At 69.4% G+C, this 19,371-nt stretch carries 13 protein-coding genes; 10 read left to right on the top strand and 3 right to left on the bottom strand.

Annotation, left to right across the window (positions count from 1 at the left end; all coding sequences use genetic code 11):
* Nucleotides 1-24 precede the first annotated feature (24 nt).
* The 5 genes from IM697_RS34140 to IM697_RS34120 all read left to right on the top strand — a co-directional run bounded on the left by IM697_RS34140 (nt 25) and on the right by IM697_RS34120 (nt 9,102).
* Complete coding sequence (locus tag IM697_RS34140) at nt 25-1,341, top strand: APC family permease (RefSeq protein ID WP_194039945.1); 1,317 nt, start codon at nt 25-27, stop codon at nt 1,339-1,341.
* A 447-nt stretch (nt 1,342-1,788) separates the two neighbouring features.
* Nucleotides 1,789-3,429: a diaminobutyrate--2-oxoglutarate transaminase family protein gene (locus IM697_RS34135; protein ID WP_194039944.1), complete on the top strand. Its 1,641-nt coding sequence runs from the start codon at nt 1,789-1,791 to the stop codon at nt 3,427-3,429.
* A 251-nt stretch (nt 3,430-3,680) separates the two neighbouring features.
* Complete coding sequence (locus IM697_RS34130; RefSeq protein ID WP_194039943.1) at nt 3,681-5,777, top strand: IucA/IucC family protein; 2,097 nt, start codon at nt 3,681-3,683, stop codon at nt 5,775-5,777.
* A 39-nt stretch (nt 5,778-5,816) separates the two neighbouring features.
* Nucleotides 5,817-6,638 carry a GNAT family N-acetyltransferase gene (locus IM697_RS34125; protein ID WP_194039942.1) on the top strand — a complete coding sequence of 274 codons (822 nt, stop codon included), beginning with the start codon at nt 5,817-5,819 and terminating at the stop codon, nt 6,636-6,638.
* A gap of 478 nt (nt 6,639-7,116) precedes the next feature.
* The gene (locus IM697_RS34120; protein ID WP_194039941.1) at nt 7,117-9,102 is read left to right on the top strand and encodes an ATP-dependent DNA helicase; all 1,986 of its coding nucleotides are present in this window, start codon (nt 7,117-7,119) and stop codon (nt 9,100-9,102) included.
* Between the two features lie 172 nt (nt 9,103-9,274).
* On the opposite strand, the gene lexA is transcribed toward IM697_RS34120, so the two are convergent.
* Entirely contained in the window at nt 9,275-10,054 is a 780-nt protein-coding gene (lexA, locus tag IM697_RS34115; protein ID WP_194039940.1) for a transcriptional repressor LexA, read from the bottom strand.
* Between the two features lie 564 nt (nt 10,055-10,618).
* Here lexA and nrdR point away from each other — a divergent pair.
* Both nrdR and IM697_RS34105 read left to right on the top strand, forming a co-directional pair.
* Nucleotides 10,619-11,185: a transcriptional regulator NrdR gene (gene nrdR / locus IM697_RS34110; RefSeq protein ID WP_194039939.1), complete on the top strand. Its 567-nt coding sequence runs from the start codon at nt 10,619-10,621 to the stop codon at nt 11,183-11,185.
* Nucleotides 11,186-11,348: 163 nt separating this feature from the next.
* Nucleotides 11,349-14,243, top strand: a complete 2,895-nt coding sequence (locus IM697_RS34105; protein ID WP_194039938.1) for a vitamin B12-dependent ribonucleotide reductase — start codon at nt 11,349-11,351, stop codon at nt 14,241-14,243.
* Nucleotides 14,244-14,391: 148 nt separating this feature from the next.
* Here the strand turns inward: IM697_RS34105 and IM697_RS34100 are convergent, their stop codons facing one another.
* On the bottom strand, nt 14,392-14,925 hold the full coding sequence (locus IM697_RS34100; RefSeq protein WP_194039937.1) for a TerD family protein: 534 nt from the start codon (nt 14,923-14,925) through the stop codon (nt 14,392-14,394).
* Nucleotides 14,926-15,081: 156 nt separating this feature from the next.
* Here IM697_RS34100 and IM697_RS34095 point away from each other — a divergent pair, with 156 nt between their 5' ends.
* The 3 genes from IM697_RS34095 (at nt 15,082) to IM697_RS34085 (ending at nt 17,384) form a co-directional block, all read left to right on the top strand.
* A complete protein-coding gene (locus tag IM697_RS34095) occupies nt 15,082-15,687 on the top strand; it encodes a YdbC family protein (protein WP_194050001.1) in 606 nt (201 codons plus the stop codon).
* Nucleotides 15,688-15,806: 119 nt separating this feature from the next.
* On the top strand, nt 15,807-16,466 hold the full coding sequence (locus IM697_RS34090) for a histidine phosphatase family protein (RefSeq protein WP_194039936.1): 660 nt from the start codon (nt 15,807-15,809) through the stop codon (nt 16,464-16,466).
* 12 nt (nt 16,467-16,478) lie between these two features.
* Nucleotides 16,479-17,384 (top strand): ADP-ribosylglycohydrolase family protein, encoded by a 906-nt coding sequence (locus IM697_RS34085; protein ID WP_194039935.1) that lies wholly within the window; start codon nt 16,479-16,481, stop codon nt 17,382-17,384.
* A gap of 348 nt (nt 17,385-17,732) precedes the next feature.
* Here IM697_RS34085 and IM697_RS34080 read toward each other — a convergent pair whose 3' ends face one another.
* Nucleotides 17,733-19,280: an MFS transporter gene (locus IM697_RS34080; RefSeq protein WP_194039934.1), complete on the bottom strand. Its 1,548-nt coding sequence runs from the start codon at nt 19,278-19,280 to the stop codon at nt 17,733-17,735.
* Between the last annotated feature and the right edge of the window lie 91 nt (nt 19,281-19,371).

Raw genomic sequence — 19,371 nt, 5'->3', positions numbered from 1 at the left:
ATCACGCTCGGAAACCCTCTCCTCATGAGTTCCGACACCAACGAGACGCGGCCGAGCCGGCTGTCGGGCCGGCTCACCGCGGTGCAGGGCACGGCCATGTACGTGGGCGCGGTCCTGGGCACCGGAGTGATCGCCCTGCCCGCGCTCGCCGCCGAGGCCGCGGGGCCCGCCTCCCTGCTCGCGTGGCTCGCGCTCGTGCTGCTGTCGGCTCCGCTGGCGGCGACCTTCGCGGCTCTGGGCGCACGGCATCCGGACGCGGGCGGGGTGTCCCACTACGCGCGCCTGGCGTTCGGCGACCGTACGGCGGCCGTGGTCGGCTGGTGCTTCTACCTCGCGGTACCTCCGGGAGCGAGCGCGGCGGCCCTCTTCGGCGGCGCCTACGTGTCCGCGGCGCTCGGCGGCGGTCGGACCACCACCACGGTGACCGCGGTCGGGCTGATGGCCGTCGTCACCGCGTCCAACGCGGTGGGCGTGCGGGTGACCGGGCGCTTCCAGTTCGCCCTGGCCGGGCTGCTCGTCGCCCTGCTGCTGGTGGCGGTCGCCTTCTCCCTGCCGCACGCCGGCGCCGACAACCTGCGGCCCTTCGCCCCGCACGGCTGGACGGCGATCGCGCCCGCGGCGGCCCTGCTGGTGTGGAGCTTCGCCGGCTGGGAGGCGATCACCCACCTCGCGGGCGAGTTCCGCTCCCCGGGCCGTGACCTGCCGCGGGCCACGACCGCCGCCGTCGTCATCGTCGGCGTGCTGTACCTGGCGGTCGCCTTCGCCGTCATCGCGGTGCTGGGACCCGGCGCCGCCCGCTCCGAAGCGCCGCTCGGCGAGCTCATGGCCCAGGGGCTGGGCGGCAACGCCCGGCTGCTCGCCGCCGTGGCGGCATTGCTGCTCACCCTCGGTGCGATGAACGCCTACTTCGCGGGCGCCGCCAAGCTCGGCGCCGCCCTCGGCCGGGACGGGGCGCTGCCGGCCTGGCTCACCCGGGGCAGCACGGCCGGCGAGGTGCCGCGCCGCAGCCTCAGCGTCGTCTCGTCCCTCGCGCTCCTGTCGCTGGGCGCCGTGACCCTGACCGGGGTAGGAGCTCGTCCGCTGGTACTCCTGACCACCGGGTCGTTCGTCACCGTGTACGCGGTCGGCGTGGCCGCCGCCATACGGCTTCTGCCGAAGCGGGGCAAGGCCCGCGCGGCGGCGCTCGTCGCCCTTGTGGCTGTGGTGATCATGCTGCTCATGTCCGGCCGGTACCTCCTGTGGCCACTCGCCGTCACCGGCGCCGCGCTGCTCTACCTCAGGCTCGACGGCCGACGCGCCGACCGGGCGGCCATGGCACGCGCCGGCAGTGGGCGCCAGTGATCCAGGCCGCACCTCACGGCACCACGACCAGGAGTCGGCGCCCTGTGCGGGCGTCGCCACCCAAGTGCTCCCCGTCGGCACGCCGGGCGGCGGCGACGTCCGCCCGGCCTCGGGCCGGGAGATAGCGAGGTCGCGGGGGCGACGCATGCCGGGGGGCCCGGTCCGGGGTGACCGGACAGCCACGGCACCGAGCGCCTCGGCCCCCTCAGCGGCACTCGGGTGGGCGGCTGGATCGCCGATGGTTTTGTCCCGGCAAGGATCTTGGAGCAACCCGTAACCGGGCGACCGGTCCGGGGTTGGTAGCCGTGGGGGACCGGCCGCCCGTGTGCGGTCCCCCGTGCCCAGTTCCCCGGAGTTTCGAGTGGACACTCGCGGGGCTTCGTATGTCGGGTCGGGCGAGGATGCGAGAGACCTGCTCGCCCCTGGACAGCGGGAGGACAGGGAGCCATGGTCGTGACCGAATCTGTGCGCGGGGTTGTGTCCGAGTCGGCGGGGGTGGGCGCCGCCGTGCACGAGGGAATCCTGCGACGGCAGTCGGCCCGCGAGTCGGCGGCGCGCACCTACGCGCGTGCCCTGCCGATCGTGCCGGTGCGGGCGCGTGGGCTGACCATCGAGGGGGCGGACGGCAGCCGCTACCTGGACTGCCTCTCCGGCGCGGGGACGTTGGCGCTCGGCCACAACCATCCCGTGGTGCTGGAGGCCATCCGCAAGGTCCTCGACTCGGGCGCACCCCTGCACGTCCTCGATCTGGCGACTCCCGTCAAGGACGCCTTCGTCACCGAGTTGTTCCGCACGCTGCCGCCCGGACTCGCCGACAACGCCCGTGTGCAGTTCTGCGGACCGGCCGGCACCGATGCGGTGGAGGCCGCCTTCAAGCTCGTCCGGGCCGCGACCGGCCGTACCGGAATCCTCGCCTTCAGCGGCGCCTACCACGGCATGACCGCCGGAGCACTCGAAGCATCCGGGGGCGCCTTCGACGTACGGGTCGCGCGCCTGCCCTACCCGCAGAACTACCGCTGCCCCTTCGGCGTCGGCGGCGAACACGGTGCCGAACTCGCCGCCCGCTGGACCGAGTCCGTCCTCGACGACCCCAAGTCGGGCGTCCGGCACCCCGCCGGGATGATCCTCGAACCCGTCCAGGGCGAGGGTGGAGTGATCCCCGCGCCGGACGGGTGGCTGCGGCGCATGCGGCAGATCACGGCCGACCGCTCCATCCCCCTGATCGCCGACGAGGTCCAGACGGGCGTTGGACGCACCGGCTCCTTCTGGGCCGTGGACCACAGCGGTGTCACCCCCGACGTGATGGTCCTCTCCAAGGCCATCGGCGGCAGCCTGCCCCTCGCTGTCATCGTCTATAACGAGGACCTCGACGCCTGGCAACCCGGCGCCCACGCCGGCACCTTCCGAGGCAACCAACTCGCCATGGCCGCCGGCACCGCGACGCTCGCCTACGTCCGCGAGAACCGCCTCGCCGAGCGCGCGGCCGAACTGGGCTCGCGCATGATGCACCAACTCCGTGGACTCGCGGGAGAGTTCGAGTGCATCGGGGATGTGCGGGGGAGGGGGTTGATGATCGGGGTCGAGGTGGTGGAGCCAGAAGCCGAACCCGAGCGCGACGAGAAGCGCTCGCTGACCCTGGCGACGCGGGACGGGATCGACGCGCTGGGCGCTCCGGACCGGCATGGGGGAGCCACTGACCAGGCGATGCCAGACGCTTCGGCAGAACTCGGTCACCTTGGAGGCGGGGCTGGAGGTTTCGCGGGTCGAGGGGGAGGAACGGCGGCGGTGCACGGCGGCTCGGAAGGGCACCCTCGACCCGCAGCCCCCGAACTCGCCGCCGCCATCCAGCGAGAGTGCCTGCGACGCGGCCTGATCGTCGAACTCGGCGGCCGACACTCCAGTGTCGTACGGCTCCTCCCACCTCTGACCATCAGCGACGAACAGGCGACAGCGGTACTCGACCGGCTCGCCGACGCCGTGGACGCGGTCTCCCGCGGTCACACCCCCGGCCACGACCGGCCCCACGGTTCGCACGCTGGGCAGCGGCGGCATGGCGACCGGGCCGATCGCGCCGACCGGGTGGGATAGCCGGGCAGCCGGTGGGGGCGGGTCGGTACGCGTCCCGACCCGCTCCCTCGCATCGTCGCCCGCCGGCCGAGCCCTTCCCGAGCAGCGGCTCACCCTCAATCGAAACATCACGCCTCCCCGACACAACGACTCCACCTGACACACCCCCTCCAAACGCACCTTCAAAAACGCGGCCCTCTCCAACCCACGCCCCCTCACCGCGATACGGCCGTCGCCGCCGCACCAGCCAGAACCACCCAAGAGGACCAACCTTGAACAGCACCCCCACAACGGACGGCCGTCCCGACACCCGCCCGCGAGACCCTTCGGCAGCACACCCCCCTCAGGCGGAGCCGCCCGTGTCGGCGCAGGTACCGGCCCGCACGCCGGCCCAGGCAGGCGCCCCGGACATCGAGCGCCTGCACGGCGTCAGCTCCGACCTCCTGGAACACCCCGACCCCCACATCGCAGCCCAGGCCGCAGCCGTGGAGAACCTGCTCCGCTGCTGGGTACGCGAGAGGAACATCCCGGCACCCCACAACGGGATCCTCCGCATCCCGCTGCCTGCCACCGACACAGCCCTGCTGGTCCCGGTCCACTACTGGTCCCCGACGGGGTGGCACCGCTTGGGCCTACCGCACCTGGCCGATGCACCGGCCCAGTCCCCGCCCATCGACGCCGCCACCCTCACCGCGCTGCTCACCAGGGAGACGGCCTCTGACCCGTCGTCCTGCGGCTACGACTCCGCTGCCTGCCTTGCCTCCGGCGGTGCTCCTGCTGCGTCAGCCCCCGGGTTCGACGACGTGTCCCGGACCACCTCCGCCACCGCCGTATCCGAGCCGCCCATCGCATCGAAACCCGCACTCCTCGCGAGTCCCCTGACGTCCGCAGGGCCCGATCTCATCGCCCGTGTCGCCGACTCCACCCGACGAACCGCCACCTTCATCAGGGAGCGGCGAGAGAACCCGGTCGACAGCCCCGACCTCTTCCTCTCAGCGGAGCAGGCACTCCTCCTCGGACACCCGCACCATCCGACGGCGAAGAGTCGCGAGGGCCTCTCCGAGGCAGAAGCACGGCTGTACTCACCCGAGTTGCGCGGCTCCTTCCCCTTGCACTGGCTGGCTGTCGCTCCCTCCCTTCTCGCCACCGACTCGGCATGGACCGAACGCGGCCGAATCGTCCCCGCGCCGCAGCTCACAGCCCGACTCGCCGGCCCTGACCTGCCGCTGCCCGACGACGGCTACGCGGCCCTGCCCCTGCACCCTTGGCAACTGCGCGAGGTCCGGTACCGCCCCGAGGTCGCGGCGCTGCTCGATGCCGGACTGCTGGTCGACCTCGGCGCCCACGGCCCCGCGTGGCACCCCACCTCCTCCGTACGTACCGTCCACAGATCCCACGCTCCGGCCATGCTCAAGCTGTCCCTCGGCTTGCGGATCACCAACTCCCGCCGTGAGAACCTCCGCAAGGAGTTGCACCGAGGCGTGGAGGCCCACCGCCTTCTGCGCAGCGGACTCTGTACGCAGTGGCAGGCCGCGCACCCGGCGTTCGACATCGTTCGCGACCCGGCCTGGCTGGCCGTCGACGGGCTGGACGGCGTCCCGGTCCCAGGTCTCGATGTGCTGATCCGGCACAACCCCTTCCGGCCCTCCGACGACGTGTCCTGCGTAGCCGGCCTCGTCTCACCTCGCCCCCTCCCTTTCCCTCAGCCCGGCAGTCCCACGGCCCGCTCCCGCTGGGGCTGCGAGCCCCTGCGGTCCCGCCTGGCCGAGTTGGTCACACGTCTTAGCGCCCGAACCGGCCGCCCGCGAGGAGCCGTTGCCGCCGAGTGGTTCCTGCGCTACCTCGAACATGCCGTTCGCCCAGTGCTGTGGCTGGACGCCCAGGCCGGAGTCGCCCTGGAGGCGCACCAGCAGAACACGCTGCTTCTGCTGGACGGAGACGGTTGGCCTTCGGGTGGTCGGTACCGCGACAACCAGGGCTACTACTTCCGCGAGTCGCGGCGAGCTGAGCTCGAGGCCCGACTGCCCGGCATCGGGGAGCACAGCGACACCTTCGTCTTGGACCAGGTCGCCGATGAGCGGTTCGCGTACTACCTCGCGATCAACAACGTGTTCGGTCTCATCGGCGCGTTCGGCTCCCAGCGCCTCGTCGACGAACGGCTGCTGCTCGCCGCGTTCCGACGCTTCCTCGGCGAAGTGGCCTCCGGTCCCGCTCGGCTGGCCACCACACTGCCTTCTCACCTCCTCGACTCACCGGTCCTGCGCTGCAAGGCCAACCTCCTGACCCGGCTGCACGGCCTCGACGAACTCGTGGGCCCGGTCGACACCCAGTCCGTCTACGTCACCATCGCCAACCCCCTTCATTCCTGAGGAACATGACCCACCCCGCCTCCTGAGAGGAGCGTCCCCGTGCCTCCCACCGACGCGAGTGCCAACGCGGGCATCGCCCCGGTCACCGAGATCGGCACCACCTCGAGTCCAGGTGCTCGCGAGAGCCGTATCGGCCCGGCAGCCGACGCGGGCACAGACGTTGAGGACACGCTGGATCTGCGCCTGCCCCACGAACTCCTCGCCCTCATCGCGGAGGACACCGGTGTCGGTGGGAAGCGAAGCCCGGGTGCAGGCACGGGCGCGCCGGACTCAGCCCTCCCGAACGTCGGCGATCTGCTCGGGGACGTCTCCAATTGGGGACCGGTCCGTACAACGGTGGGGACTCTGCACCTCGTCCCCGTGCAGATCGAGCGAGACCTTCTGATCATCAGCCAATGGATGAACGACCCCGCCGTCACGGAGTTCTGGGGGCTGGCCGGACCCGAGAACGCGACCGAGGAGCATCTGCGCTCCCAGCTCCACGGTGACGGGCGCAGCGTCCCGTGCCTGGGCGTGTTGGAGGGCACGCCGATGAGCTACTGGGAGATCTACAGGGCCGATCTCGATCCGCTGGCCCGCCACTACCCGGCTCGGCCCCATGACATTGGAGTCCATCTCCTTGTCGGGTACGTCGCTGACCGTGGGCGAGGCCTGGGCGGGACCCTTCTCCGAGCCGTCGCCGACCTCGCACTCGACAGGTGGCCGGCCTGCGCTCGCATCGTCGCCGAACCCGACATTCGCAACACCCCTTCTGTGGCTGCCTTCCTGGCCGCCGGCTTCCGGTTCTCCGCCGAGATCGAGCTGCCCGCCAAGCGGGCCGCACTCATGATCAGAGACCGGAGCCTGCGTCATCTGCTGTGACGCCGCGTCGCGGCATCATCACTTTTGGTACACCGCTCGCGCCGATCGGGTTCCCACTCCCGGGGAACCGAATTCAGGCCGAGTCGATGTCTGCCGTGATCGGGAGATTGCGCGGGGCGCGACTGGCACAGGATGGGCTGGGCTTCATCGTCTCCGCGCCGGAAGCCCCTGCCCCATACCCGGGGCCGCAGCCGACCGAACCCGGGGCGCGGCCGACGAGCCCAGTTCCGCAGTCGGCTGACGCCCGGGCTCGCAGCCGACCACCCCCCGGGCTGATAGCTGACCGATCTTGATCACATCCGGCCCACCCCCGACCCCACTCCGCGCCCACCCGAACCACTCCCGACCTCAACCGAACCGTTCCCACACCCACCCGAACCGACCCGATCCCCACCGAGGAACTCCCGGTCTTGATCCAGTCCCCTGGCTCCACCGTGGTGGCCCGAATGTCAGTGGTGGGCCGTAGGGTGGTCGCGCTATGACAAAGCCCTCACTCCCCGAACTCCTGCATGCTGCCGTCACTGCCGTTGGCGGCACGGAGCGCCCCGGCCAGGTGACGATGGCCGAATCCGTCGCGGAGGCGATCGACGGCAATGCTCATCTGCTGGTCCAGGCTGGCACCGGCACCGGTAAGTCGTTGGGCTACCTCGTGCCCGCGCTCGCGCACGGGGAGCGCGTCGTCGTGGCGACCGCCACCCTGGCCCTTCAGCGCCAGCTCGTGGAGCGGGACCTGCCGCGGACCGTCGAGGCGCTGCACCCTTTGCTGCGCCGCCGCCCCGAGTTCGCGATGCTGAAGGGCAGGTCGAACTACCTGTGCCTGCACCGTCTGCACGAGGGCGTCCCGCAGGACGAGGAAGAGGGCCTCTTCGACCAGTTCGAGGCCGCCGCGCCCACCAGCAAGCTGGGGCAGGACCTGCTGCGGATGCGGGACTGGGCGGACGAGACGGAGACGGGTGACCGCGACGACCTGGCGCCCGGGGTGTCCGACCGCGCCTGGGCTCAGGTGTCCGTGTCGTCGCGGGAGTGCCTCGGCGCCTCGAAGTGCGCCTACGGCGCCGAATGCTTCGCCGAGATGGCCCGTGAGCGGGCCAAGCTCTCGGAGGTCGTCGTCACCAATCACGCACTGCTCGCGATCGACGCCATCGAGGGCGCACCGGTCCTCCCGCAGCACGAGGTCCTGATCGTCGACGAGGCGCACGAACTGGTCTCCCGAGTCACTGGAGTCGCCACCGGCGAACTCACTCCCGGCCAGGTCAACCGTGCGGTGCGTCGCGCCGCGAAGCTCGTCAACGAGAAGGCCGCCGACCAGCTCCAGACCGCCGCCGAGGGCTTTGAGCGGCTGATGGAGCTGGCTCTGCCGGGCCGCTTGGAGGAGATCCCGGAGGACCTCGCGTACGCGCTCATGGCGCTGCGTGACGCTTGCCGCACGGTCATCTCCGCGATCGGCGCGACCCGCGACAAGTCCGTTCAGGACGAGGACGCGGTCCGTAAGCAGGCGCTGGCCTCGGTCGAGACCGTGCACGACGTGGCGGAGCGGATCACCAACGGCTCGGAGTGGGACGTCGTCTGGTACGAGCGCCACGACCGCTTCGGCGCGTCCCTGCGAGTGGCCCCCATGTCGGTGTCGGGTCTGCTGCGGGAGAAGCTCTTCGCGGACCGCTCCGTCGTCCTGACCTCCGCGACCTTGAAGCTGGGCGGCGACTTCAATGGCGTCGGTGCGTCCCTGGGGCTCGCTCCGGAGGGCACGGAGGGCGACGATGTCCCGCAGTGGAAAGGCGTGGACGTCGGCTCGCCCTTCGAGTACCGCAAGCAAGGCATCCTCTATGTCGCCAAGCACCTCTCGCGCCCCGCGCGGGACGGGGACCGCGTGGACATGCTCGATGAGCTGACCGAACTGATCCAGGCGGCCGGCGGCCGCACCCTCGGCCTGTTCTCCTCGATGCGAGCCGCCCAGCTGGCCGCCGAAGAGCTCCGCTCCCGCATCCCCGAGTTCCCGATCCTCCTCCAGGGCGAGGAGACGCTGGGCGAGCTGATCAAGAACTTCGCGGCCGACCCGAAGACCTGCCTGTTCGGCACGCTGTCCCTCTGGCAGGGCGTCGACGTGCCCGGCCCCAGCTGTCAGCTCGTCGTCATGGACAAGATCCCGTTCCCGCGCCCTGACGACCCTCTGATGAGCGCCCGCCAAAAAGCGGTGGAGGACGCGGGCGGCAACGGCTTCATGGCGGTCGCCGCCACCCACGCCGCCCTGCTCATGGCCCAGGGCGCAGGCCGCCTCGTGCGGGCATCGGGGGACCGAGGCGTCGTCGCCGTACTGGACCAGAGGCTGGCAACGGCCCGTTACGGGAGCTATCTGAAGGCGTCACTGCCCGACTTCTGGTACACGACGGACCGTAACCAGGTCCGAAAGTCGCTGGCGGCGATCGATGCCGCAGCGCAGCAGGCGGAGGCGGCACAGCCCCAGTGATCGTGGTTAGCCTGTCGCGGGCCCCCGCGACAGGCTAACCACTGATCCGAAATTCGCCTGACGTCGGGGTCTGACCGCGTGGACCTCAGGACAGCACAGGGCCCCGGAACCGGCGCAGGGGTCCCGGGGCCCGGTCAGGGGGCGACACCTTCGGTTTCGCCCGCCGCAGCCGTCACACGCGCCGCAGCACTGCCACCACCTTGCCCAGAATGGTCGCGTCGTCACCGGGGATCGGCTCGTACGCCGAGTTGTGCGGGAGGAGCCAGACGTGGCCGTCCTCGCGCTTGAAGCGCTTGACGGTGGCCTCGCCCTCGAGCATTGCGGCGACGATGTCACCGTTCTCGGCGACCGGCTGGCGACGGACCGTGACCCAGTCGCCGTCGCAGATCGCGGCCTCGATCATCGAGTCGCCGACGACCTTCAGCACGAACAGCTCACCGTCGCCGACCAACTGCCGGGGGAGGGGGAAGACGTCCTCGACCGACTCCTCCGCGAGGATCGGGCCACCGGCCGCGATACGGCCGACCAACGGCACGTAGGACGCGGCGGGCTTGCCGGCGGTGTCCGTGGGCTGCACGGAGGCGGCCTGGTCGGAGCCGCGCACCTCGTACGCGCGCGGTCGGTGCGGGTCGCGGCGGAGGAAGCCCTTGCGCTCCAGTGCCATCAGCTGGTGCGCGACCGAGGACGTACTGGACAGGCCGACCGCCTGGCCGATCTCCCGCATCGACGGCGGGTAGCCACGCCGCTGCACGGAATCCCTGATGACCTCGATCACTCGGCGTTGCCGGTCGGTGAGCCCTGAGCTGTCCGCCCGGATACCGGGAGGTCGACCCGGCAGGGAGCGCTTGTGTCCCTCGGGATTCACGGCTTCGTTCATCGCATGCACCGGCTCGAGTCGGCCCTGGGAGCGGTCCTGGGCAGTGATGGTGGCACTGTCTGCGGTGGTGGTCACGTCGGCCCCTCTCGATGGTCTCCCTGCTGCACAACGGTAGTTGCTTTCGAAAGGTTGCGCCAAACACACGTTCGAGTGAAAAATCGCGAATCGGCTTACGTGATCGCGTGTCGGGGTGTATGGCTGACGACCTGACCGGCGGGCAAAAGGGCCCATTGTTGTACTCTTCACCGCCGGGGTACGACCTCGTGGGTCGTTGCCCCAGTCTGCCATCCGGGATCAGTTCAACCAGGAACCGACCCTCATCTGTGCGGGAGTCCCACGTCCCCTCCCTGCGGCGCTCACGGTATCTCCGTATGTGTCACAGCGATACGGCTGTGCAGCCGTGAGTGTGGAGCGCGGGTCCGGTCGTACGGCGCGTGCCGCTGTTCGTGCGACACGCGCGTATGGCCTGGATGTATGAGCCAATCCCCACATCTAGTGGTTGGATTGCAGTAGCAGCCCAGAAGTTGTGGTCCCCCGGGTCTTCGGACGCTCGGAGATCGCCTATGCTTGGGGCTGCTTCGCGGGGCCCATGAGGCCAGGCGAGGCTATTGAGTCTGCTGTGAGGAGGGTTGGGAAGTTATGCACTGCCCCTTCTGCAGGCACCCCGACAGTCGTGTCGTCGACAGCCGTACGACCGACGACGGCACATCGATCCGCAGGCGCCGCCAGTGTCCTGACTGCTCCCGTCGTTTCACGACCGTGGAGACATGTTCGCTGATGGTGATCAAGCGGTCCGGAGTCACCGAGCCGTTCAGCCGTACCAAGGTCATCAACGGCGTGCGCAAGGCATGCCAGGGACGACCTGTCACCGAGGACGCACTCGCCCAGCTCGGCCAACGGGTCGAGGAGGCGGTGCGGGCCACCGGAAGCGCCGAGCTGACCACCCACGACGTGGGGCTGGCCATACTCGGCCCGTTGCAGGAACTCGACCTCGTCGCCTATCTGCGATTCGCCTCTGTCTACCGGGCGTTCGACTCGCTCGAGGACTTCGAGGCCGCGATCACGGAACTGAGGGAGGCGACGGGACGCGCCGCGGACGACGACGACCGCGAGGGCGACGTGGACGCAGTCACGGGGGGCCAGGAAGACAAGCGCGGGTCCGGAGGGACTGCACAGGTCCCCGTGCCCGCCAACGCCGCCGACTGAGGGCGAGCCGGACCGGTGGTCAGACCCGGATCCGGTCGAGAGGGCGGCGACAGAAGACCTGCTGCGGGTGGCGATCAGAGGGTGCCCGCAGCATCAGACAGAACACGTGCCACGGGGAACATCGGGGCACTTCAGGGCGTTTTAGCCCGTACAGGGAGGCGGCATGACAGAGACGGCGAGCGGTCCGGCACGGAGTTCCCGCGCCAAGGGCGGCAAGGCGGCCAAGGGACTGCGTATCGAGCGCATCCACACCACCCCCGGCGTGCACCCGTACGACGAGGTGGCCTGGGAGCGCCGTGACGTCGTCATGACCAACTGGCGCGACGGCTCGGTCAACTTCGAGCAGCGCGGCGTCGAGTTCCCCGACTTCTGGTCGGTGAACGCGGTCAACATCGTCACCAGCAAGTACTTCCGCGGTGCCGTCGGCACCCCGCAGCGCGAGGTGAGCCTGAAGCAGCTCATCGACCGCATCGTGAAGACGTATCGGAAGGCCGGCGAGGACAACAAGTACTTCGCCTCGCCCGCCGACGCCGAGATCTTCGAGCACGAGCTGGCCTACGCCCTCCTGCACCAGATCTTCAGCTTCAACAGCCCCGTCTGGTTCAACGTCGGAACACCCCAGCCGCAGCAGGTCTCCGCCTGTTTCATCCTGTCCGTCGACGACTCCATGGAGTCGATCCTCGACTGGTACAAGGAAGAGGGCATGATCTTCAAGGGCGGCTCCGGCGCCGGCCTGAACCTCTCCCGCATCCGCTCCTCCAAGGAACTGCTGTCCTCCGGCGGCAACGCCTCCGGTCCGGTCTCCTTCATGCGCGGTGCCGACGCCTCCGCAGGAACGATCAAGTCGGGCGGTGCCACGCGTCGCGCCGCCAAGATGGTCATCCTCGACGTCGACCACCCCGACATCGAGGACTTCATCGAGACCAAGGTGAAGGAAGAGGAGAAGATCCGCGCGCTGCGTGACGCGGGCTTCGACATGGACCTGGGCGGCGACGACATCACGTCCGTCCAGTACCAGAACGCCAACAACTCGGTCCGTGTGAACGACGAGTTCATGAAGGCGGTCGAGGCGGGCGGCAAGTTCGGCCTGCGCGCGCGGATGACCGGCGAGGTCATCGAGGAGGTCGACGCCAAGTCGCTCTTCCGCAAGATGGCCGAGGCCGCCTGGGCGTGCGCCGACCCGGGCATCCAGTACGACGACACCATCAACCACTGGCACACCTGCCCGGAGTCCGGCCGTATCAACGGCTCGAACCCCTGCAGCGAGTACATGCACCTGGACAACACGTCCTGCAACCTGGCCTCGCTGAACCTGATGAAGTTCCTGAAGGACGACGGCAAGGGCAACCAGTCCTTCGACGTCGAGCGCTTCTCGAAGGTCGTCGAACTCGTCATCACCGCGATGGACATCTCCATCTGCTTCGCGGACTTCCCGACACAGAAGATCGGTGAGAACACGCGCGCGTTCCGCCAGCTCGGCATCGGCTACGCCAACCTCGGCGCCCTGCTGATGGCGACCGGCCACGCCTACGACTCCGACGGCGGCCGCGCCCTCGCCGGTGCCATCACCTCCCTGATGACCGGCACGTCGTACAAGCGCTCCGCCGAACTCGCCGCGGTCGTCGGCCCGTACGACGGTTACGCGCGCAACGCCCAGCCGCACCTGCGCGTCATGAAGCAGCACGCAGACGCCAACGGCAAGGCCGTCCGCATGGACGACCTCGACACTCCGGTCTGGGCCGCGGCCACGGAGGCCTGGCAGGACGTGCTGCGTATCGGTGAGAAGAACGGTTTCCGTAACTCCCAGGCGTCCGTCATCGCCCCGACCGGCACCATCGGTCTGGCGATGTCCTGCGACACCACCGGCCTCGAGCCCGACCTCGCCCTGGTCAAGTTCAAGAAGCTGGTCGGCGGCGGCTCGATGCAGATCGTCAACGGCACCGTTCCGCAGGCCCTGCGCCGCCTGGGCTACCAGGAGGAGCAGATCGAGGCGATCGTCGCCCACATCGCCGAGCACGGCAATGTCGTCGACGCCCCGGGCCTCAAGCACGAGCACTACGAGGTGTTCGACTGCGCCATGGGCGAGCGCTCCATCTCGGCGATGGGCCATGTCCGCATGATGGCCGCGATCCAGCCCTGGATCTCCGGCGCGCTCTCCAAGACGGTCAACATGCCGGAGTCGGCGACCGTCGAAGAGGTCGAGGAGATCTACTTCGAGGCCTGGAAGCTGGGCGTCAAGGCGCTCGCCATCTACCGCGACAACTGCAAGGTCGGCCAGCCGCTCTCCGCGAAGACCAAGGAGAAGGAGAAGGCCGAGATCACGGAGAAGGCCGAGGCCACGATCCGTGAGACGGTCGAGAAGGTCGTCGAGTACCGCCCGGTCCGCAAGCGCCTCCCGAAGGGCCGTCCCGGCATCACGACGTCCTTCACCGTCGGCGGCGCCGAGGGCTACATGACCGCCAACTCCTACCCGGACGACGGTCTCGGCGAGGTCTTCCTGAAGATGTCCAAGCAGGGCTCGACTCTCGCGGGCATGATGGACGCCTTCTCCATCGCGGTCTCCGTCGGCCTCCAGTACGGCGTGCCGCTGGAGACGTACGTCTCGAAGTTCACCAACATGCGCTTCGAGCCGGCCGGCATGACGGACGACCCGGATGTGCGGATGGCGCAGTCGATCGTCGACTACATCTTCCGCCGCCTGGCGCTGGACTTCCTGCCCTTCGAGACGCGTTCCGCGCTCGGCATCCACTCCGCCGAGGAGCGCCAGCGTCATCTGGAGACGGGCTCCTACGAGTCCAACGAGGACGAGGTGGACGTCGAGGGCCTGGCTCAGTCGGCGCCGCGCGCACAGGAGCTGAAGGCCGTCGCCACCCCGAAGTCCGACGCCGGGGCGGCCAAGGCCGCACCTCAGCAGGCGCACACCAGCGCCGAGCTTGTGGAGATGCAGCTGGGCATCCAGGCCGACGCCCCGCTGTGCTTCTCCTGCGGCACCAAGATGCAGCGGGCCGGCTCCTGCTACATCTGCGAGGGCTGCGGCTCGACCAGCGGTTGCAGCTGACGCCGCCGCGGGACCCCGTCCGTCGGACAGCTCCTGAAGGGCTCTGACGGCGGGTTCCGCGAGAGAGGGGCGCCGACCATGTGTCGGCGCCCCTCTTCGTTGTACGTCCCCTCGCGCGCGGGACGTCTCACACGCGTGCGTGCGACTCTCAGGGCCGGCGAGTCCGGCCCATGGTCGCCGTGAACGTCTCCGGGTCGTCCTCGAAACCGAGGATGCCGGGATGGAACTCCCACGGGCCCGACCCGTCGCGCATGAACTCCGCGACCGTCGCCGCCGTCGACCCGAGGACGCCGCCGAAGTCGTCCTCGGCCATGACGGTGTAGCCCTCGCGGATGCGCAGGGCCGGCTTGATGACGCTGACGAAGGTGCGCTGTGCGGGGCGCTGCTGGATCACGACGCCGACCACCACGCGCGCGTACCGGCTGTCGAGCCGGTCGAGCTCCACGGTCAGCACCTCGTCCCAGCCGAAGCCCTTGCCGTCCTTGCTGTCCCGGTTGAGATAGATGGTGCCGTCGGGGGAGCGGCTGTCGAAGTGCACTACGTAGGCGGGATCGCCGTAAGGCTCGCTCGCCAGATACGTGGCGGCGACTATGTCCAGATCGGTGGGTGGCTGTCCGGCCGCACTCGGGTCCCATTTGAGTGAGATCTCGATCTTCCCGAGCCCCTTGTTGATGGCGTTCACCAGGCTTCCCCTTCCCCGTACCGCATTTGCCCTCAGCCCGAACTGCCTCGTGGACAAGGCCGGTTGTCCATCCTGCCACGCATGTGGGAGCGCGTGCCGGGCAGCTCTCCGGCCGAGCGTGACCGACGCCACGCTGAGTGGCCTTACCATGGCGCGGTGCTGGTCAAGTGGATTCGCTGCACCGTGGTGGACCGCCGCGGTTTCGAGCGGGGGCAGCGAAAATGGGCGGGGCTTCTGGGGGAGCCGGGGTTTCGGGGGCAGGGGGGTGGCTGGAGCCGGGGGCGGCAGGGGGTGGCGCACATCTTCTCGTTCTGGGAGAGCCGCTCCTTCTACGACTCCTTCATGGCCCGCTCCCACGACAGGCTGGCGGCGGCCCAGTCGGGCACCTTCAAGGACATGCAGGTCAAACTGTTCGACTACCGCTTCGACGTGAAGACCGGCTTCGAGCCGCGCTTCACCGACGCGGACCTCGTCCGAGTGGCCCATTGCCGTGTCCACGAAGAGCGCGCCGAGCACTTCACGCTCATGCAGGAGAAGGTCTGGAACCCCGCCATGGCCGGCTCCCCTGGCATGGTCCGCGGTCTGTTCGGCGAGGCGCCGGGACATGAGTTCCTGGTGCTGTCGATGTGGCGCTCGGCCGCGGAGCACGGCAAATACCGCACCGAGCGCGTGGAGCGACTGGCGCTGCGGGCCCAGACGGAGGCGGACATCGCGGCCCTTACGGGTGACATCGTGGAGCTCGAGTCGACCTGGACGGTTTGAATTCCGGACCCGATACGCGTGCGACCGAATGTGGCTCCTGGTGCAGGAAATGTGTGACCTACGCCGTATGGAGCCCGTACGAGTGCTCGATCGGCCGCCGGTCGATCTAGGGTTTTGGCATGGCACGACCACGGCGCATCGTCCTTGTCCGACACGGGGAGTCAACGGGCAATGTTGATGACACCGTCTACGAGCGTGAGCCCGACCACGCGCTGGCCCTGACCGAGCGGGGCTGGCGGCAGGCCGAGGAGACGGGTAAACGCCTGCGGGAGGTTTTCGGCCGCGAGCGCGTCAGCGTCTACGTCTCGCCCTACCGCCGTACGCACGAGACACTGCGCGCCTTCCACCTGGACCCCGAGCTCATACGGGTGCGCGAGGAGCCCCGGCTGCGGGAGCAGGACTGGGGGAACTGGCAGGACCGCGACGACGTACGCGTCCAGAAATCCTATCGGGACGCCTACGGCCACTTCTTCTACCGCTTCGCCCAGGGCGAGTCCGGCGCCGACGTGTACGACCGGGTCGGCGGCTTCCTGGAGAGTCTGTTCCGCAGCTTCGAGGCGCCCGACCACCCGCCGAACGTGCTGCTGGTGACCCATGGGCTGGCGATGCGGCTGTTCTGCATGCGCTGGTTCCACTGGACGGTCGCGGAATTCGAGTCGCTGTCGAATCCGGGGAACGCGGAGATGCGGATGCTCGTTCTCGGGGACGACGGCAGGTACACACTGAACCGGCCGTTCGAACGCTGGCGAGATCCGGAACCGTACGGGATCACCGGATAGAGTGGCAGGGCGATGACCGCTGACTTCTCTCCCGAAGGGCGCCTGGACCGCGCCCTGTCCAGCCTGCGCGGACTCGCGGTGGGGGATGCACTCGGCTCGCAGTTCTTCGTGCCGGTGAACTACCCGCTGCTCAAGCGCCGCGAGCTGCCGTCCGGCCCTTGGCAGTGGACCGACGACACGGAGATGGCCTGCTCCGTCGTCGCCGTCCTGGCTGCCCACCATCGCATCGACCAGGACGCCCTGGCCCGCTCCTTCGCCGAGCACCACGACTTCGACCGGGGCTACGGCCCCGCGGTCAACCGGCTGCTGCGCCTGGTCAGGGAGGGCGGGGACTGGCGTGAGCTGTCGGCCGCGCTCTTCAACGGCCAGGGCTCCTGGGGCAACGGCGCCGCGATGCGGATCGCGCCCCTGGGCGCCTGGTACGCGGACGACCCGGAGCAGGCGACTCACCAGGCCGAGATCTCGGCCTATCCCACGCACCAGCACCGCGAGGCCGTCGTCGGCGCCATGGCCGTCGCCGCAGCTGCCGCGCTGGCCGGCGCCCCCGGTGGCCCGCCCAGCCCGGAATCCCTTCTCGACGACGTCATCGCTCTGGTTCCGAAGAGCGCGGTCGGGGCGGGCCTGCGGCGCGCCCGGGACATGCTCGACTACGGCGACGCGAGCACCGTCGCGGCCGTCCTGGGCTGCGGGCGGCGTACGACGGCCCACGACACCGTGCCCTTCGCGCTCTGGTCGGCCGCACGGGCCCTGGGCGACTACGAGCAGGCCTTCTGGACGACCGCGCAGGTCGGCGGTGACGTCGACACCACGTGCGCCATCGTGGGCGGCGTGATCGGCTCAGGGAAGGCCGGGTCGGTGCCGACCGAGTGGTTGGAGCGGACCGAGGCGCTCCCGGAGTGGGCACCAACGCCGGCGTAGTCCGGTTCTGCTGCCCTGCCGACACCCTCGATAACTTTCTGTGCACGCCGGGAACTCTGCGTGACTGCCGGTCCGTTGTCGTGTCAGTTGGTGTGCGGCCGCTGGGGCTGTATGTACCGGTGGCGCACAAGGGGCGCAGGGGGTGGAGCCATGGGATTCATGTCGGTGCTGGGCGGGTTGCTGCTTGCGGCGGCTGCCGTGCTTGGTGGGCTCACGCTGCCCCGCGCCGTCGGGGCCGGCCCGGTGACGGTCGCCGTGCGGATGGTGCGGATGGCCGGTTCGTCGTCCTCGCCGTCGGTCCCCCGGACGCGATCCGGCCATCCGCGGCCCTGCGTGGGCCCGGCCGGGTCAGCCGGCCATGGGACCCGCCGTCCCGGAGAGGGCTTCCAGGTCGCTTTTGCGCACCCGGATCACGAACCATGCGGTGGCCAGGGCGAGTACGGACATCGCGGCTGCCGCCACGAAGCCCGTCGAGATGCCCTGGGTGAGCACTTCATGGCCCCATCGGCCGGGAAGCTGGTGCGTCTGGGCGAACTCCGCCTTCTGCTGGGCCGAACCCTCCGCCATGAACTGCGGCAGCTGTTTCTCCGCCTCGTTCCTGCTGGCCGTGCCGAACACCGTCGTGAGGATGGACAGTCCGAGCGAACCGCCCACCTGCTGTGTGGCGTTGAGCAGCCCGGACGCGGCACCGGCCTCGTGCTGGGCGACGCCGGAGACCGCGGTGATCGTCAGCGTCACGAAGTTCAGGCCCATGCCGAAGCCGAACACCAGCATCGGCCCGAGGACTCCGCCGACATACGAGCTGTCGGCGGTGATGAGGGTCTGCCAGGCCAGTCCGATCGCCGTGAGCGCCGAACCCGTGAGCATGAACGGCTTGGGGCCGAGCACCGGCAGGAAGCGCTGCGACAGGCCGGCGCCGAGCGCGATCACGACAGTGACCGGCAGGAAGGCGAGACCGGCCTCGATCGGGCTGTACTGGAGCACGTTCTGCACGAAGAGGACGATGTAGAAGAACATGCCGAACATCGCCGCAGCGAGGCTGAGCATGATCACGTATGTGCCCGAGCGGTTGCGGTCGGCGAACATCTTGAGCGGGGTGATGGGCTCCTTGGCCCGCGACTCGATGAACGCGAAGGCCAGCAGCAGGACCACGGCGGCAACGAAGGAACCGATGGTCAGGTTGTCCCGCCAGCCCTCGTCCGCCGCGCGGATGAAGCCGTAGACCAGGGAAGCCATACCCGCTGTCGAGGTCACTGCGCCCGCGATGTCGAAACGTCCGGTGTGGCGTTCGGACTCGCTGATGTACAGCGGCGCGAGCACGGCTATCACGATGCCTATGGGCACGTTGACGAAGAGCACCCACCGCCAGTCGAGCCACTCGGTGAGCATGCCGCCCGCGAGCAGACCGATGGCGCCGCCGCCTGCGGAGACGGCGGCGAAGACGCCGAACGCGCGGTTGCGTTCCGGGCCTTCGGGGAACGTGGTGGTGATGAGCGCCAGCGAAGTGGGCGAGGCGATCGCGCCGCCCATGCCCTGGAGCACGCGCGCGGCCAGCAACTGCCAGGGTTCCTGAGCGAGTCCGCCGAGCAGCGAAGCGAGCGTGAACAGCAGGATGCCGGTCATGAAGACCCGGCGGCGCCCCAGGATGTCACCGGCGCGTCCGCCCAGAAGGAGCAGTCCGCCGAAGGTGAGCGTGTAGGCGCTGACGACCCACGTGAGGTCGGTGGTGCTGAACTTGAGCGCGTCTTGAATGTGCGGGAGCGCGATGTTCACAATCGTCGCGTCGAGTACCACCATGAGTTGGCAGGCCGCGATGACGGTGAGCGCGATGCCGGGATGCCCCTCCCGGCGGGCCGCACCTGGTTTCTGATCCTTGATCAACTGAGAGGTTGTCACTATGGGTCCCCCACAAGAGCCTTAGTGAACGCTCGCGTTCACTGTCGCGTCAACCGTAGTGAGTCCCCGGTAGTGAACGCAAGCGTTCACT

It is taken from the genome of Streptomyces ferrugineus, assembly GCF_015160855.1.
GTDB classification, from domain to species: Bacteria; Actinomycetota; Actinomycetes; order Streptomycetales; family Streptomycetaceae; genus Streptomyces; species Streptomyces ferrugineus.
Note: the sequence above shows the minus strand (reverse complement) of the source record. Positions and strands in the feature narration are given on the sequence as shown.

Bases quoted from the DNA above. Each gene is read 5' to 3' on its own strand.
- IM697_RS34140 (WP_194039945.1), top strand. From the start codon at position 25: ATGAGTTCCGACACCAACGAGACGCGGCCGAGCCGGCTGTCGGGCCGG.
- IM697_RS34135 (WP_194039944.1), top strand. From the start codon at position 1,789: ATGGTCGTGACCGAATCTGTGCGCGGGGTTGTGTCCGAGTCGGCGGGG.
- IM697_RS34120 (WP_194039941.1), top strand. From the start codon at position 7,117: ATGACAAAGCCCTCACTCCCCGAACTCCTGCATGCTGCCGTCACTGCC.
- nrdR (WP_194039939.1), top strand. From the start codon at position 10,619: ATGCACTGCCCCTTCTGCAGGCACCCCGACAGTCGTGTCGTCGACAGC.
- IM697_RS34105 (WP_194039938.1), top strand. From the start codon at position 11,349: ATGACAGAGACGGCGAGCGGTCCGGCACGGAGTTCCCGCGCCAAGGGC.
- IM697_RS34090 (WP_194039936.1), top strand. From the start codon at position 15,807: ATGGCACGACCACGGCGCATCGTCCTTGTCCGACACGGGGAGTCAACG.
- IM697_RS34085 (WP_194039935.1), top strand. From the start codon at position 16,479: ATGACCGCTGACTTCTCTCCCGAAGGGCGCCTGGACCGCGCCCTGTCC.